General features: G+C 74.2%; 16 protein-coding genes and 1 tRNA gene. 8 read left to right on the forward strand and 9 right to left on the reverse strand.

The genetic code is table 11. The features are described from left to right. Positions 1–229 precede the first annotated feature (229 nt). From FXF68_RS04120 to purU, 3 genes are all read right to left on the reverse strand, one after another. On the reverse strand, positions 230–796 hold the full coding sequence (locus tag FXF68_RS04120) for a hypothetical protein (RefSeq protein ID WP_148757537.1): 567 nt from the start codon (positions 794–796) through the stop codon (positions 230–232). A 1-nt stretch (position 797) separates the two neighbouring features. Further along, positions 798–1,448: a DUF6286 domain-containing protein gene (locus FXF68_RS04125; RefSeq protein ID WP_148757538.1), complete on the reverse strand. Its 651-nt coding sequence runs from the start codon at positions 1,446–1,448 to the stop codon at positions 798–800. Between the two features lie 117 nt (positions 1,449–1,565). Beyond that, positions 1,566–2,414 (reverse strand): formyltetrahydrofolate deformylase, encoded by an 849-nt coding sequence (purU, locus tag FXF68_RS04130; RefSeq protein ID WP_148757539.1) that lies wholly within the window; start codon positions 2,412–2,414, stop codon positions 1,566–1,568. Positions 2,415–2,548: 134 nt separating this feature from the next. On the opposite strand from purU, the gene FXF68_RS04135 reads away from it, so the two are divergent. The 4 genes from FXF68_RS04135 (at position 2,549) to FXF68_RS44695 (ending at position 5,975) form a co-directional block, all read left to right on the forward strand. Beyond that, positions 2,549–3,466, forward strand: a complete 918-nt coding sequence (locus tag FXF68_RS04135; protein ID WP_148757540.1) for a CE1 family esterase — start codon at positions 2,549–2,551, stop codon at positions 3,464–3,466. A 63-nt stretch (positions 3,467–3,529) separates the two neighbouring features. Continuing rightward, a complete protein-coding gene (locus FXF68_RS04140) occupies positions 3,530–4,714 on the forward strand; it encodes an amino acid deaminase/aldolase (protein WP_148758186.1) in 1,185 nt (394 codons plus the stop codon). A 181-nt stretch (positions 4,715–4,895) separates the two neighbouring features. Further along, positions 4,896–5,573 (forward strand): SIMPL domain-containing protein, encoded by a 678-nt coding sequence (locus FXF68_RS04145; protein ID WP_148757541.1) that lies wholly within the window; start codon positions 4,896–4,898, stop codon positions 5,571–5,573. A 36-nt stretch (positions 5,574–5,609) separates the two neighbouring features. Beyond that, on the forward strand, positions 5,610–5,975 hold the full coding sequence (locus tag FXF68_RS44695) for a zf-HC2 domain-containing protein (protein WP_222869793.1): 366 nt from the start codon (positions 5,610–5,612) through the stop codon (positions 5,973–5,975). Here FXF68_RS44695 and FXF68_RS04155 read toward each other — a convergent pair. Continuing rightward, entirely contained in the window at positions 5,926–6,249 is a 324-nt protein-coding gene (locus tag FXF68_RS04155; RefSeq protein ID WP_148757542.1) for a DUF3618 domain-containing protein, read from the reverse strand. The two genes, FXF68_RS44695 and FXF68_RS04155, sit on opposite strands and share 50 nt — an antisense overlap. 150 nt (positions 6,250–6,399) lie before the next feature. Here FXF68_RS04155 and bcp point away from each other — a divergent pair, with 150 nt between their 5' ends. Then, complete coding sequence (gene bcp / locus FXF68_RS04160) at positions 6,400–6,867, forward strand: thioredoxin-dependent thiol peroxidase (RefSeq protein WP_148757543.1); 468 nt, start codon at positions 6,400–6,402, stop codon at positions 6,865–6,867. A 118-nt stretch (positions 6,868–6,985) separates the two neighbouring features. On the opposite strand, the gene FXF68_RS04165 is transcribed toward bcp, so the two are convergent. Further along, positions 6,986–7,070 (reverse strand) — tRNA-Leu (locus tag FXF68_RS04165). Between the two features lie 245 nt (positions 7,071–7,315). Here FXF68_RS04165 and FXF68_RS04170 point away from each other — a divergent pair. The 3 genes from FXF68_RS04170 to FXF68_RS04180 all read left to right on the forward strand — a co-directional run bounded on the left by FXF68_RS04170 (position 7,316) and on the right by FXF68_RS04180 (position 10,339). Continuing rightward, positions 7,316–8,311 carry a sensor histidine kinase gene (locus FXF68_RS04170; protein ID WP_148757544.1) on the forward strand — a complete coding sequence of 332 codons (996 nt, stop codon included), beginning with the start codon at positions 7,316–7,318 and terminating at the stop codon, positions 8,309–8,311. Between the two features lie 100 nt (positions 8,312–8,411). After that, positions 8,412–9,341: an MEDS domain-containing protein gene (locus tag FXF68_RS04175; RefSeq protein ID WP_148757545.1), complete on the forward strand. Its 930-nt coding sequence runs from the start codon at positions 8,412–8,414 to the stop codon at positions 9,339–9,341. Positions 9,342–9,415: 74 nt separating this feature from the next. After that, positions 9,416–10,339, forward strand: coding sequence for a sensor histidine kinase (locus FXF68_RS04180; protein ID WP_148757546.1), 924 nt, complete (start codon positions 9,416–9,418; stop codon positions 10,337–10,339). 10 nt (positions 10,340–10,349) lie between these two features. Here FXF68_RS04180 and rdgB read toward each other — a convergent pair whose 3' ends face one another. The 4 genes from rdgB to FXF68_RS04200 all read right to left on the reverse strand — a co-directional run bounded on the left by rdgB (position 10,350) and on the right by FXF68_RS04200 (position 13,578). Beyond that, positions 10,350–10,955 (reverse strand): RdgB/HAM1 family non-canonical purine NTP pyrophosphatase, encoded by a 606-nt coding sequence (rdgB, locus tag FXF68_RS04185; RefSeq protein WP_148757547.1) that lies wholly within the window; start codon positions 10,953–10,955, stop codon positions 10,350–10,352. Then, on the reverse strand, positions 10,952–11,671 hold the full coding sequence (gene rph, locus FXF68_RS04190; protein ID WP_148757548.1) for a ribonuclease PH: 720 nt from the start codon (positions 11,669–11,671) through the stop codon (positions 10,952–10,954). Before rph ends, rdgB begins: the two co-directional genes overlap by 4 nt. 20 nt (positions 11,672–11,691) lie before the next feature. After that, positions 11,692–12,441: an MBL fold metallo-hydrolase gene (locus tag FXF68_RS04195; protein ID WP_148757549.1), complete on the reverse strand. Its 750-nt coding sequence runs from the start codon at positions 12,439–12,441 to the stop codon at positions 11,692–11,694. 348 nt (positions 12,442–12,789) lie between these two features. Then, entirely contained in the window at positions 12,790–13,578 is a 789-nt protein-coding gene (locus FXF68_RS04200; RefSeq protein WP_148757550.1) for a thioesterase family protein, read from the reverse strand. Between the last annotated feature and the right edge of the window lie 74 nt (positions 13,579–13,652).

Raw genomic sequence — 13,652 nt, forward strand, 5'->3', positions numbered from 1 at the left:
AGATTGCACAGGCCCCGAGGCCCCCGCCGACCATGCTCCCCCGACCTGCGACGGCCCACCCGAGTGCAGGCGCCCGCCGTGTGCATGCGCCCCTCTCCGCTGGCGCATGGGCGTCTGCCGGAGCGCGGGCGCCCGTCCGGAGGTCCGCGCCCGTGCCAGGCGCAGGACCCGGACGGGCGCCGCCGCCCCGAGGACCCCGGCCCCGGACGCGGGCGCGCGCCCCGCGCGGTCAGGCGGGCCCGGGCCGCGGGCGGCGGCGCCTCCCGCCTCGCGCCGCGGCCGTCCTGAACCTGATCACGACCGGCAGGTCGGGCATCCCGACCGCGCGCCGGAACCGCTCGACCGGGCCCGCGCCGAGCTCCCCGTACACCTCGCCGACCAGGGCGTCGCGCGCGCAGTCGACCCGCATCCTGAGGCGCGGGCGGTGCGCGGAGCCGGTCAGCCTGACCCGCGCGTCCTGGACGCCGGGCATCTCCCGCGCCGCCAAGGCCAGCTCGCCGGACGCGACATCGGCGAGCGCGCGGATGCGCGGATCGACGTCCGGCCAGCGCCGCTGGACGAGCGCCCTCCCCTGGAGCACCAGCCACAACTGCCCGGCGAGCGCGACCGCCTCCGCCGTTCCGGCCGCGACGGGCAGGAACCAGCCCTCGTCCCGCGCGTACCGCACGAGCGACGGATCGAGCGGGGGCCTGCCCGACAGGGCGCCGAGCGCGTCGAACGCGCCGAGCCCGGCCGCGAGCGCCGCGCTCCCGCAGAGGAGGAGGACGGCGCCGGTCACCGCGAGCGGGATCCTCATGTCAGTCCTTCCGCCAGCCGAGCCGGACGTCGACCCGCGGCCGGTGCATGGGCTCCACGCGGTCCAGCCGCTCGTCGACCGCGTCGCGGACCAGGTCGTCCAGGTTCGCCGGGTTGCGGTAGTAGGTGGTCGCCCGGACGACGAGGCCGCGGCGGAACGTCCCGCGCCCCCACCGGCGGGCGCGGACGCGGACGCGCTCGATGCCGGGGACGGCGAGCGCCGCGTCGGCGAGCGTCCGGCGCAGGTCGGCGCGGCCGAGGCCGCCCGCGAGGCGCGGGTCGGCGCCGTCCAGCGGGACGCCGCGCGGCCGTCCGGGCAGCGCGGCCAGCAGGAACGCCAGGCCGAGCGCCAGCGCGGCGCCCGCCCCGGCCAGCACGGCCGGATCGTTCCAAGAGCGGTGCCGCAGCGCCTCCGTCACCGCCGCCGCGCCGGGCAGCGGATGGACGCCCGACCCGAGCGCCGCCGCGAGCAGCTCCACCGCCGCCGTCCCGCCGGCGGCGGTCACCAGCAGCGCCGCCGCGATCCCGGCGAGCGGGCGCGGCGGCCGGAACTCCCGGACGGCGAGCCGCCGCGCGGCCCGCTCCCGCTCGACCGCGTCCCGCGTGATCTCGTCCTGCCCGAGCACGTCCTGTACGAGTGTTGTCTCGGCCACAGCCACCCCCGTGAGCCATCGGCACGTCCGACGTCACTCATCGTGCGTCATGGTCACGCGGAGCGAAACCCGCCATGCCGATCTCGCCCGCCTTTGCCGGAACGGGGAAAGCGCAGGTCAGCGGAAGACGACCGTGCGGTCGCCGTTGAGCAGGACGCGGTGCTCGCAGTGCCAGCGGACCGCCCGGGCGAGCGCGAGGCACTCGACGTCGCGGCCGACCGCGACCAGCGCCTCGGGGCTGTGCGTGTGGTCGACCCGCGCGACCTCCTGCTCGATGATCGGGCCCTCGTCCAGGTCGGCGGTGACGTAGTGCGCGGTCGCGCCGATCAGCTTGACGCCGCGCGCGTGCGCCTGGTGGTAGGGGCGGGCGCCCTTGAAGCTCGGCAGGAACGAGTGGTGGATGTTGATGATCGCGCCGGGCAGCTTGGCGCAGAAGTCGTCCGAGAGGATCTGCATGTACCGGGCGAGGACGACGAGGTCGGCGCCGTAGTGCTCGACCAGCGTCAGGATCTCGGCCTCCTGCGCGGCCTTGCCGCCCGGCCCGGCCGGCAGGTGGTGGTAGTCGATCCCGTACGACTGGGTGAGCGGCCTGAGGTCGGGGTGGTTGGACGCGACCGCGACGATGTCGATGTCGAGCAGCCCGGACCGCGTCCGGTACAGGAGGTCGTTCAGGCAGTGCCCGCCCTTCGACACCATGATCAGCACGCGCGGGCGCTCGGCCAGCGTGTGCAGCCGCCACTCCAGCCCGAGCTCCGGGACGAGCGAGGCGAACGCGCCGCGCAGCTCGTCGGCGTCGGCGCCGTCCGGGGCGCCGAACTGCACCCGCATGAAGAACGTGCCGGACCCGCCGTCGCCGAACTGCTGGCTCTCCACGATGTTGCAGCCGCGCTCGGCGAGCAGGCCGGAGACGGCGGCGACGATGCCGGGCCGGTCCGGGCAGGACAGGGTCAGCACATATTCGTTCACGGTCTCAACTCTCGGCGGGAGCGACGGAATGGCGGATCGGATCGCTGCCGAGCTTACGCGGCGTCCGGCCGTCCCCGGCGCGTTCCATGCCGGCTGCCCGTGTCGCGTCGGAGGCCGGGGCTACCTTGGCCTTCATGCGGCGAATCGTGGTGATCTCGGCGGTGATCGCGCTCGCCGTCGCGGGATGTACCGGGACGCCCCGGAAGGCGGGGAGCGGGCGGCCCGCGACGGTCGGCGGCGTCCCCACGTCCGCGGGCACGCACAAGCAGAAGCTGGACGTCGGGACGTTCGGCCACCGCGAGTACCTGCTGCACGTCCCGGCCGAGGTGTCCGGCGGGCGGTGGGAGGACGGCAGGCCCGCCGACCCGCCCGCGCTGGTCGTCGCGCTGCACGGCGGGCTGGCCACGATGGGCCAGATGGAGAAGCTGACCGGGTTCGACCGGCTGTCCGACGAGAAGGGCTTCCTGGTCGCCTACCCGGACGGGTTCATGACCACCTGGAACGCGGGCGACTGCTGCGGCCCGGCCAAGGTCGGGGACATCGACGACGTCGGGTTCCTGGCCAAGCTGATCGACCGGCTGACCGGGGCCGGGCTCGCCGATCCCCGCCGCGTCTACGTCACGGGCTTCTCCAACGGCGCGGGGATGGCGTACCGGATGGCGTGCGAGCGTCCCGGGAAGATCGCGGCGATCGGGGTGGTGGAGGGCGCGCTGGTCACGAAGTGCGATCCGGGCCGCCCGGTCTCGGCGATGATCTTCCACGGGACGGCGGACGAGAACGTCCCCTACCACGGCGGCGGGCGCCGCGACTTCAACGACGGCCGCCCGTTCCCGCCCGCGTCCCGCGCCGTCGCCTTCTGGCGCCGGGTCGCCGGACTCCCCGCCAAGGGTGAGAAGATCAACACGAGCGTCTCCGGCGCCCGCTGCGAGAGCAGCGGCGCGGACGGAGTCGCGGTCGCCTTCTGCACGGTCGACGGCGGTACGCACCGGTGGCCGCCGGGCGCGAGCGCCGTGCTCTGGGATTTCTTCGCCGCGCATCCACGTGCCCGCTGACCGGCCCGAACGGTGGACGTGAGAGGATTTCATATTTGCCGCTAGGCTGGCACCGTGACGAGCATGAACCTCCGGGACCGCTACGACGCCGCGACGGCCGGGATCGAGGCCCCGTTCGCCGCCGTCGACCTGGCGGCCTTCCGCGCCAACGCCGCCGGTCTCGTGCGCCGCGCCGCCGGGAAGCCGATCCGGGTCGCGAGCAAGTCGGTGCGGTGCCGCGCCCTCCTCGCGGACGTCCTCGCCATGGACGGCTTCGCCGGGATCATGGCCTTCACCCTCCCGGAGGCGCTCTGGCTCGCCGCGGAGGGCGTCAGCGACGACATCCTCGTCGCCTACCCCACCACCGACCGGACGGCCCTCGCCGCGCTCGCCGCCGACCCGTCCGCCGCCCGCGCCGTCACGCTCATGGTCGACTGCCCCGAGCACCTCGACCTGATCGAGGCGGCGGTGGGCGACCGCCGCATCCGGGTCTGCGTCGACGTCGACGCCTCGTACCGCCCCCTGGGCGGACGGGTCCGGATCGGCGCGCTGCGCTCCCCGCTGCGCACCCCCGCCGAGGTCGCGGCGTTCGCCGAGCAGGTCATCAAGCGGCCGCCGCTGCGCCTCGTCGGGCTGATGGCCTACGAGGCCCAGATCGCCGGGGTCGGGGACGTCCCGCCGGGCCGGCCCGCCCGGGGCCGGGTGATCCGCGCCATGCAGCAGCGGTCGCGGACCGAGCTGGCGCGGCGGCGGGCGGCGATCGTCCGGGCCGTGCGGGAGCTCACCGACCTGGAGTTCGTCAACGGCGGCGGCACCGGCAGCGTCGAGAAGACCGCCGCCGAGCGCGCCGTCACCGAGGTCGCGGCCGGGTCCGGGCTCTACCAGCCGCACCTGTTCGACCAGTACTCCAACTTCGCCGGACGTCCCGCCGCGCTGTTCGCGCTGCCCGTCGCGCGCCGTCCCGCGCCCGGCGTCGCGACCTGCCTCGGCGGCGGGTACCTGGCGTCCGGCCCGGCGGACGCCGTGCGGCTGCCCCAGCCGTACCTGCCGACCGGCCTGTCCTACGACCCGAACGAGGGCGCGGGCGAGGTGCAGACGCCGCTGCTCGGCCGCTCCGCCGACCTGCTGTCCGTCGGCGACCGCGTCTGGTTCCGGCACACCAAGGCGGGCGAGCTCTGCGAGCGCTTCGACGCCCTCCACCTGATCGACGGCGACCGTGTCGTCAGGACCGTCCCCACCTACAGGGGCGAAGGGAAGACGTTTCTATGAAGGGGGGCGACCCCCTTCGACCCCCGGCGAGCCGGTCGATCCTCACGCCACTCTTGCGGTTGATGTGACCGTGCGGGTCTGTGCGTGGCGCTCCGGTCGACCGGCTCGGCGGGTCGTGCGGCCTCCGGGCGTGGCCGCCCTCCGGCCGCACGACCCGTGCGCCTGGGCTTAGGTTGGGGGTATGAGCGACGCGCCCCTGATCAGTGTTCGCGGCGAGGCGGTGCTGGAGGCCGAGCCGGAGATCGCGCGGCTGTCGGTGCACGTCCAGTCGCAGGAGTCCGACCGGCGGGCGGCCCTCGACCGGCTCACCGAGCGCAACCAGCGGTGCCTCGACCTGGTGAAGTCCTACGGCGAGGCCGTGGAGAGGCTGGAGACGGGCGGGCTGTCGATCACGCCGGTGCTCAAGTACCGGCGGCGCGAGGGGGACGTCCGCGCCTACCGCGGCACCGTCTGGATCAAGATCACGGTCAGCGACTTCGGCGTGCTCGGCGAGCTGGTCGCCCGGCTCGGCGACCTGGAGCGCACGTTCGTCGACGGCCCGCAGTGGGACCTGCGCCGCGACAGCGGGGTGTACCGGGAGGCGGCGCGGCAGGCCGCGCACGAGGCGGTCGAGCGGGCCCGCCGCTACGCCGACGCGCTCGGCAGCGAGCTCGTCGGCCTGGTCGAGCTGTCGGACGAGGGCCTCGGCCGCGACCAGGGCGGCGGGCCCGTCACGCTGGCCGCCGCGTACGGCGGCGCGCCCGGCGCCGCCGCCTCCGACGAGCCCGAGCCGATCGACCTGGAGCCCGCGACGCAGATCGTCCGCGCGGCCGTCGAGGCCCGCTTCACGGTGAGCCCGCCCGACCTCGGCTCCCGCTGACTGAACGCGCCCGGCGCCGCGCCCGTATTCCAGGACGTGGGACGAACGGACTGCGGGGAGTACCGCCTCGGCCTCGGCGGCTACGCGCTCGGCCGGCTGCCGGGGGCGGAGGCGGCCGAGCTGGCGGCGCACCTGCGCGGCTGCCCGCCGTGCCGGGCCGAGCTCGCCGAGCTGCGGAAGGTCGCCGAACTCCTGCGCCGCACCGTCCGCCCGCCCGCCGCCTCACGACGCTCCGCCTCACGACGCTCCGCCCTAAGACGCTCCGCCCTAAGACGCTCCGCCCTGGACCAGTCGGGCCGAAAACGCCGAAGCGCCGACCGCGGATCGCGGGCCGGCGCCTCCGGGACGGGCTTCAGCGCCGTCTGCGCCTACGGCCCCAGAGGACCAGGGCGGTCACGGTGACGGCGGCCCCGACGCCCACCAGCAGCAGCCGCTTGTCGATCCCGCCTTCCGCGTCGTCGCGGTAGTCGTCCACCGCGCCCTCGGCCGGACGCACCAGCGCGCGGGCGGCCTTCGCGACCTGGCCCGCCTCCTCCTTCAACCGCTCGGCGCCCCGGTGCGCCACGTTCTTCGGGTTGACCCGGTCGGCCAGCTCGTCGATCGTGCGGGCGAGCTCCCGGCGGGTGCGCTCGATCTCCCGCTCCAGCTCCTCCGGGTCGCGGGACCTGTCAGCCATGCCGTGTCCTTAATCGTGTCGGGCGGTCGGGCGGAACCATGAGCTGCGAAGCATGGTCCGAACAGTGTGGCAGGTCCGGGCCCCGGACGTCCGCCGCACCCCGGCCGCGGGTACCGTTGGACCAACCATTCGAACGAAAGGCGGGTCAGGGTGTCCGAGCGGCTGCAGCCGGGCGACGTCGCCCCCGATTTCGAGCTTCCCGACGCCGACGCCTCCCCGGTGTCGCTGGCGTCCCTGCGCGGGAAGCGCGTGATCCTCTACTTCTACCCGGCGGCCCTGACGCCCGGCTGCACCAAGGAGGCCGTCGACTTCCAGGGCAGCCTCGGCGACCTGGAGGCCGCCGGGGTCGCCGTCGTCGGCATCTCCCCGGACAAGCCCGCCAAGCTCGCGAAGTTCCGCGAGAAGGAGGGCCTGACGTTCCCGCTGCTCTCCGACCCGGACGCCGAGGTCCTGCGCGCCTACGGCGCCTACGGCGAGAAGAAGCTCTACGGCCGGACGGTCGTCGGCGTGATCCGCTCGACGTTCCTGGTGGACGCCGACGGGAAGATCGAGAAGCCGTACTACAACGTGAAGGCCACCGGCCACGTCGAGCGCCTCCGCCGCGAGCTCGGCCTCTGATCGGACACGCCCGCGCGGGCGCGTCCGGGATTCGGGCGCGCCGCGGGTCTGCGCGTTTGAGCGTGCACATAAAGGCGGCCCGCGCGTGGCGCGCGGGCCGTTCCGGTGTCCCGGCCGGTGCGGGCGGGGGGATTCGAACCCCCACGGTGTCGCCACCAACAGGACCTAAACCTGCCGCGTATACCTGATTTCGCCACGCCCGCCCTACTCCCGCGTGGGAACTTGTTCAGCCTATCGCCATGATCCGCTGGCGTGGTGCCGTTATCCGGCCCGGACGGCCGTGTCCGGCCGTCCCACGCGAAGCCCGTCCCCGTATGGGACGCCCCTCTCTGCGATTGCGGACACGACCTCCGGCAATCTTGCCACTGCATTTGCAGCACGCCCTCGGCAGGGCGCGCCCGGGCGGCCTAGGCTTGACGGGTCCGTCCGCCACCCAGTCGGTGACTCCATGACCACAAGCCCGGCGGGGACCGCCGCTAGCGACTCCTTCACGCACCGCGTGCTCCCTTACGACGGCCCCGGCCAACTCCTCGCGGGCGCCGTCCCGTTCCTCCTCGACGGGGTCGACGTGGGCGACCGCGTGCTCGCCGTGTGCCGCCCCGACCGCGAGTCCCTGTTACGGGACGCTCTCGGCCCCGCGGCCGAGAGCATCGAGTTCACCGACGCCGCGACCTGGTACGGGCACCCGTCCCGGACGCTCGCCGACTGCCTCAGCGACGCCGACGACACCGCCTGGCGGGGCCGCCGCCTCCGCGTCCTCGGCGATCCGGTGTGGGCGCGGCGGTCGCGGCTCGAGGTCGTCGAGTGGCAGCGGGTGGAGGCCGTCCTCAACGTCGCGTTCCGCGGCACCGGCGCCGCGCTGCTCTGCCCGTACGAGGCGTCGCTGCCCGCGGGCGTCGTCGCGGCCGCCCGCCGGACGCATCCCGAGACGGTGCGCGGCGCGCGGGCCGTCCCGAACCCCGGTTTCGTCGACCCGTGGGCGTACTCGGCGCAGTGCGACGCCGAGCCGCTGCCCCGCCCGCCCGCCGGCGCGGACACGCTGAAGCTCGAACGCCCCGACCTGTTCTGGCTGCGCGCCTACGTCACCGACTACGCGCGGTCGACGCCCCTGCCCGAGGACGACCTGCAACGCCTCCTCGTCGCCGTCACCGAGGTCGTCACCAACGCGTGGCGGCACGGCGAGCCGCCGATCGTCCTGCGGATGTGGACGGATGCGCCGGACGGCGTCCCCGCCCTGGTCTGCGAGGTCAGCGACGGCGGGCGGTGGGCGTCCGGCAGCGGCTACGGGCTGATCCCGCCGCGTCCGGGCGGCCCCGCGTCCGGCGGGCGGTTCGGGCTGTGGGCCGTCCGGCTGCTGTGCTCGATCGTCCAGATCCGGACGGGCGACGGCGGCAGCGTCGTCCGCCTGCGGCTTGCCCTGCCCGAACCCGGTGCGAAGGGGTGAGCGGAGGGGTGAACAGAGCGTGAGGAACTCCGTGCGTTGGGCTTCCAAAAACCGGGTCACGGCGTACGCTGAACAAATCACCGACCTCGATGGACAGGCCATGGAGACACCCTGGTTCGCCAAGCGTCCCGTCAGCCAAGTGCGTCCGGGCGACCACGCCTGGCTGGCCTACAGCGGCGCCGAAGAGCGTGACAGCGTCATCGGGCCCTTCGTCCGGGAAGGGCTGGCGACGAACGAGAAGGTCGTCTACGTCACCGACGCCCCCGCCGACCGCCTCCCCGGCCTCGGCCCGCGGCACTTGGTGGACGTCCACGCGCACGGCAGGTCCGGCCAGCTGCGGGTCATCTCGCGGCGGGACGCCTGCCTCGACCGGCACGGCACCTTCGAACCCGCGATGATGCTCGACACGCTCGCCCGCGAGGTCGACGCGGCGTTCGGGCAGGGCTTCCGGGCCGTGCGCATCACCACCGACTACAGCTGGCTGGTGAACGAGCCGGGGCGCTCCGATCTCGGCCCGGTGCTGGGTTGTGAGCACCGGGTCGGCGACGCCGTGTCCCCGAGCACGATGGCGATGGCGATCTGCCAGATCGACCGCCGCGCTTGCCGGCGCGACGAGCTCACCGCCCTCCGCGACGCACACGAGGTCCTCGTGGAAGTGAACCCCGAATTCGACGACGGGATCCTGAAGATAGTGCGCACGTTCCAACCCGACGGCCTGCGGGTCGAGGGCGAGTTGGACGCCGCGCGGCACACGGTGTTCGCCGAGCAGCTCGTCCAGGTGAGCACCCGCCGCTCCGGCGTGCCGCGCGGCGGCCTCCACCTCGACCTGTCCCGGCTCGGCTTCATCGACCTCGGCGGCCTCAACCTGCTGGCGCAGCACGCCGTCGCGCTGCCCGCGGGCGAGCCGCTGGTGCTCGACAACCTCACGCCGAACGTGGAGCACGTCATCGAGATGGTCGGCTGGCACCGCCTCCCCGGCCTCACCCGCGGCGCCGAACGAACGACGGGTGGAGAGGAGACCTCCCGGTGACGGCGGCGAAGCGCGGGTTTCCGGGGGCCCGCTCCGGGAACCTCGCGGGAGGTCCCTCGGAGAGGCGGAGCCCGATGAGCCTGGAGCACAGGGCCTTCCTGTACCGCGACGTCGACGAGTTCCTCGCCGTGACCGTCCCGTTCCTGAAAGCCGGTCTTGAGCGCGACGAGGCCGTGGTCGCCGTCGCCCGCGAGCCGAACCTGTCCGCGCTGCGCGACGTGCTCGGCACGGCGGGCACGCCGATCCTGTACCGCGACTCGGCCGAGTTCTACCGGCATCCCGTCCACACCCTGCGCGACTACCAGGCGATCGTGAAGAAGAGCGAGCCGCGCACCGTCCGCGCCCTCGCCGAGCCGGTCTGGGACGGCTGGGACGAGCGCCAGACCCTCGAATGGGTCCGCTACGAGTCCCTCATCAACGTCGTGTTCGAGAACTCCGGGGCCCGCGCGCTGTGCCCCTACGACACCGAGGCCCTGCCGCCCCGGGTCGTCGCGGAGGCGCGCCGCACCCACCCGCTGCTGCTCGCGGGCGGCGACAGCGCTCCCAGCGAGGAGTACATCGACCCCGAGACGTTCGGGTCGGGGTGCGACCGGCGGGTCCGCTTCGACCGTCCGCGCGGCGCCGACTACCTCCCGATCGACGGCGACGACCTGCACAGGCTCCGGTCGTTCGTGGGCGAGCGGGCCCGCCGGAACGGGCTCGCCGGGCAGCCCGCGCGCAACCTCGTCACGGCCGTCAACGAGGTCGCCGCGAACGCCCTCCAGCACGGCACGCCCCCGATCGGGCTGTGGCTGTGGCGCGACGGCTCCAGCCTGATCGCCGAGGTCGGCGACAACGGCTTCTGGCGTCCCGGCCCGAGCCCGCTGACCGGGTTCATCCCGCCCGACTCCGCCCTCCAGCGCGGCTTCGGGCTGTGGACCGTCCGGCTCCTCGTCGACCTGATGGAGCTCCGCGCGGGCTGGGACGGCACGTTCGTCCGCCTGCACGTGAAGTGCTAGCTCAGAATTGCTAGTTGAGCGCCTGGGGGATCAGCTCGGCCAGGGCGCGGAAGGCCCGGCCGCGGTGGCTGACAGCGTCCTTCTCCTCGGCGGAGAGCTCGGCGGTGGTGCGCGTGCCGCCGTCCGGGACGAAGATCGGGTCGTAGCCGAACCCGCCCGTGCCGCGCGGCTCGCGGATCACCGTGCCGCGCAGGCGGCCCTCGACGCAGTGCTCCACCCCGCCCGGGACGACCAGCACGGCCGCGCACACGAACGCCCCGCCGCGCAGCTCGTCGGGGACGTCCGCGAGCTGGTCGAGGACGAGCCGCAGGTTCGCGGTGTCGCGGTCGCCGGTGGCGGCGCCGTAGCGTCCCGACCAGCGGGCGGACAGGACGCCCGGCATGCCGTTCAGCGCGTCCACGCAGAGGCCGGAGTCGTCGGCGACGGCGGGCAGGCCGGTGAACGCGGCGACGGCGCGGGCCTTCAGCAGCGCGTTGCCCTCGAACGTCAGCTCGGTCTCGGCGACGTCGGGGGCGCCGGGGAACTCGTCGAGGCCGACGACGTCCAGCGCGCCGAGGATGCGGTGCAGTTCGGCGACCTTGCCCTTGTTGTGGGTGGCGAGGACGATCCGCGTCATCGGGCGAGGGCCTCGTTCTGGAGGCGGGTCAGCTCGGCGCAGCCCGCGGCGGCGAGGTCGAGCAGGGCGTCCAGCTCGGAGCGGTCGAACGGGGCGCGCTCGGCGGTGCCCTGCACCTCGGCGAACCGGCCGTCGCCGGTGCAGACGACGTTCATGTCGGTGTTGGCGGCGCCGTCCTCCTCGTAGCAGAGGTCGAGGCGGGGCTCGCCCTCCACGACGCCGACGCTGACCGCGGCCACGGACGTGATCAGCGGGTTGCCGCGGAGCAGCTTGCGGCCGCGCATCCAGGACACGGCGTCGGCGAGCGCGACGTAGGCGCCGGTGATCGCGGCGGTGCGGGTGCCGCCGTCGGCCTGGAGGACGTCGCAGTCGAGCTGGACGGTGTTCTCCCCCAGCGCCTTGAAGTCGACGCAGGCGCGGACGGAGCGTCCGATCAGCCGGGAGATCTCGTGGGTGCGGCCGCCGATCCGGCCCCGGACCGACTCGCGGTCGTTGCGGGTGTTGGTCGCGCGGGGCAGCATCGCGTACTCGGCGGTGACCCAGCCGAGCCCGCTGTCGCGCCGCCAGCGCGGCACCGACTCCTGGACGGAGGCGGCGCACAGGACCCGCGTCGCGCCGAACTCGACGAGCACCGACCCCTCCGCGTGGTCGAGCCATCCGCGCTGGATCCGGACGGTACGGAGCTGGTCATTGGCGCGATCATCGGGACGGGGCATGCGCTCCACCCTAGCGGGGTTCACAGGGTGTACCGGGCCCCCACCTCGGCGAGGTCGATGGGTCCGTCGTAGCCGCTGTCCCTGGCCTCCTTGAGCGACACGTCGGCATCGTTCCACGGCACGAGATGCGTGAGGACGAGGCGTCCCGCGCCGGCGCGGGCGGCGTGCTCGCCGGCCTCGCGGCCGGTCAGGTGCAGGCCCGGCGGGAGACCGGGGCCTTCCAGGAAGGACGCCTCGCAGAGGAACAGGTCGGCGTCGCGGGCCAGCTCGATCAGCGTCTCGGAGGCGCCGGTGTCGCCCGAGTAGGCGAGCGTCCGGCCGCCGTACTCGATGCGGAAGGCGTACGCCTCGACAGGGTGCGGCATCAGCGCGGTCGTCACCCGGAACGGGCCGATCTCGTAGGGGCCGCGGCGCAGCGTCCGGAAGTCGAAGGCCCCGGACATGCCGGGCTCCGGGTCGAGGTCGTACGCCCGCGCCATCCGGCGGTCGGTGCCCTCGGGGCCGTGGACGGGGATGCGCGGCGCCGGGCCGTTCGGCCGATAGGTGCGGGCCACCCAGTAGCCGCACAGGTCCATGCAGTGATCGGCGTGCAGGTGGGAGATGCACACGGCGTCGATCTCGTAGAGCGAGCGGAAGCGCTGCAGGGAACCGAGCGCGCCGTTGCCCAGATCGAGGACGAGCGCGTAGCCTTCGGCCTCGATCAGGTAACTCGACGCGGGGCTGTCCGGCCCCGGAAAACTGCCGGAACAGCCGATCACGGTGACCCGCACGCTCACTCCTCCTTTGTGTCCCCCGAGGAATCAGGCGTTCAGAGCCTTGTTCAGGGCGGCGCTTGACACCAGTGTGACCCGCTCTCCCGCGACATTCGAGACGACGCCGGTCAGCGGCGGGTAATGCGATCGGGATGCGTGCGGCATGGTGCACAAGGCTAGGCGACACGGCCGTGCACGGGCGCGTCATGCGTTCGACATCACACCGTCACGCGCGTGCGGCGCCCCGCCTCGGCGGAGGGACGCTCCGGATCGGGGACGGGTGAGGCTCGGTCCGGCGCGCGGGACGAGGTCAGGCGCGAAGGACAGGGTCAGGCGCGAAGGACACGGTCGGGCGCTGGGGACGAGTCAGGCGCGCGGGACGCGGGCGAGCTGCCTGCTCTGCGCGACGAGGCGTCCGGCCGAGTCCCAGACCTCGACCTCCTCGTCGAACCAGCCGTCCGCGAGGAGCCGCCCGGTGCCGTGGAGGGCGAGCCAGCCGGGCGCGGGGACGGCCCGCATGTGCCAGGTCAGCTCGACGGTCGGGGCCCAGCCCTGGGCGCCGAGGTTCAGCGCGACGGGCGGCAGGGCGTCCACGGCGAGGGCGAGGGAGCAGGCGTCCGGCTCGTGGCCGCCGCGGAGCCGGAACCAGGCGCGGACCTCGGGACGGCCGCTCGGCCGCCCGTCCAACCAGCCCATCGTCGTCCGGTCGAACCGCATGTCGACCTGGTCGGCGAAGCCGCGGGAGCCGTTGGGCGGGAGGTACTCGGTGCAGTCGTCCAGGGGCGGCAGGCCGGTCGGCCGGTCGCCCGCGTAGCCGGGCTCGGCGGCGGCGTCGAGCGTGCCGGTGACGATCAGCGCGTCCACCGTGGGACGGTCGTCCTGGACGAGCGTGACCAGCGCGGACGCGGCCGTCCTGCCCTCCTTGCGCGGCTCGACGACCACCTGCGCGGGGCCCGCCTTCGCGACGCGGTGGAAGTTCGCGGCGGTCGAGACGGGGTGCGCGTGCGGCGACGCGTCCATGGCGGCGCGGGCGAGGACGGCCATCAGGTAGCCGCCGTTGAGCGCCTCGCCGATGGCGAAGCCGCCGCCGAGGTCGGCCTTGTACCGGCCGTCCTCGACCCGCTCGACGGCCGTGGCGTCGCCGAACCCGGTCATCTCCGCGCACCCCCGGAACAGTTCTAGAACTACGTTCGAGAACGCACTCTACCCCGAGGGTGCGACAGCCGGAC

The sequence above is a fragment of the Actinomadura decatromicini genome (assembly GCF_008121305.1).
Taxonomy (GTDB): Bacteria; Actinomycetota; Actinomycetes; order Streptosporangiales; family Streptosporangiaceae; genus Spirillospora; species Spirillospora syzygii.

What these genes read in the sequence shown, in the direction of transcription:
- FXF68_RS04145 (WP_148757541.1), top strand. Translation starts at nt 4,896, where the DNA reads ATGAGCGACGCGCCCCTGATCAGTGTTCGCGGCGAGGCGGTGCTGGAG.
- FXF68_RS04175 (WP_148757545.1), top strand. Translation starts at nt 8,412, where the DNA reads ATGGAGACACCCTGGTTCGCCAAGCGTCCCGTCAGCCAAGTGCGTCCG.
- rdgB (WP_148757547.1), bottom strand. Translation starts at nt 10,955, where the DNA reads ATGACGCGGATCGTCCTCGCCACCCACAACAAGGGCAAGGTCGCCGAA.
- FXF68_RS04140 (WP_148758186.1), top strand. Translation starts at nt 3,530, where the DNA reads ATGAACCTCCGGGACCGCTACGACGCCGCGACGGCCGGGATCGAGGCC.
- FXF68_RS04200 (WP_148757550.1), bottom strand. Translation starts at nt 13,578, where the DNA reads ATGACCGGGTTCGGCGACGCCACGGCCGTCGAGCGGGTCGAGGACGGC.
- FXF68_RS04155 (WP_148757542.1), bottom strand. Translation starts at nt 6,249, where the DNA reads ATGGCTGACAGGTCCCGCGACCCGGAGGAGCTGGAGCGGGAGATCGAG.
- FXF68_RS04180 (WP_148757546.1), top strand. Translation starts at nt 9,416, where the DNA reads ATGAGCCTGGAGCACAGGGCCTTCCTGTACCGCGACGTCGACGAGTTC.
- FXF68_RS04120 (WP_148757537.1), bottom strand. Translation starts at nt 796, where the DNA reads ATGAGGATCCCGCTCGCGGTGACCGGCGCCGTCCTCCTCCTCTGCGGG.
- FXF68_RS04170 (WP_148757544.1), top strand. Translation starts at nt 7,316, where the DNA reads ATGACCACAAGCCCGGCGGGGACCGCCGCTAGCGACTCCTTCACGCAC.
- FXF68_RS04135 (WP_148757540.1), top strand. Translation starts at nt 2,549, where the DNA reads ATGCGGCGAATCGTGGTGATCTCGGCGGTGATCGCGCTCGCCGTCGCG.
- rph (WP_148757548.1), bottom strand. Translation starts at nt 11,671, where the DNA reads ATGCCCCGTCCCGATGATCGCGCCAATGACCAGCTCCGTACCGTCCGG.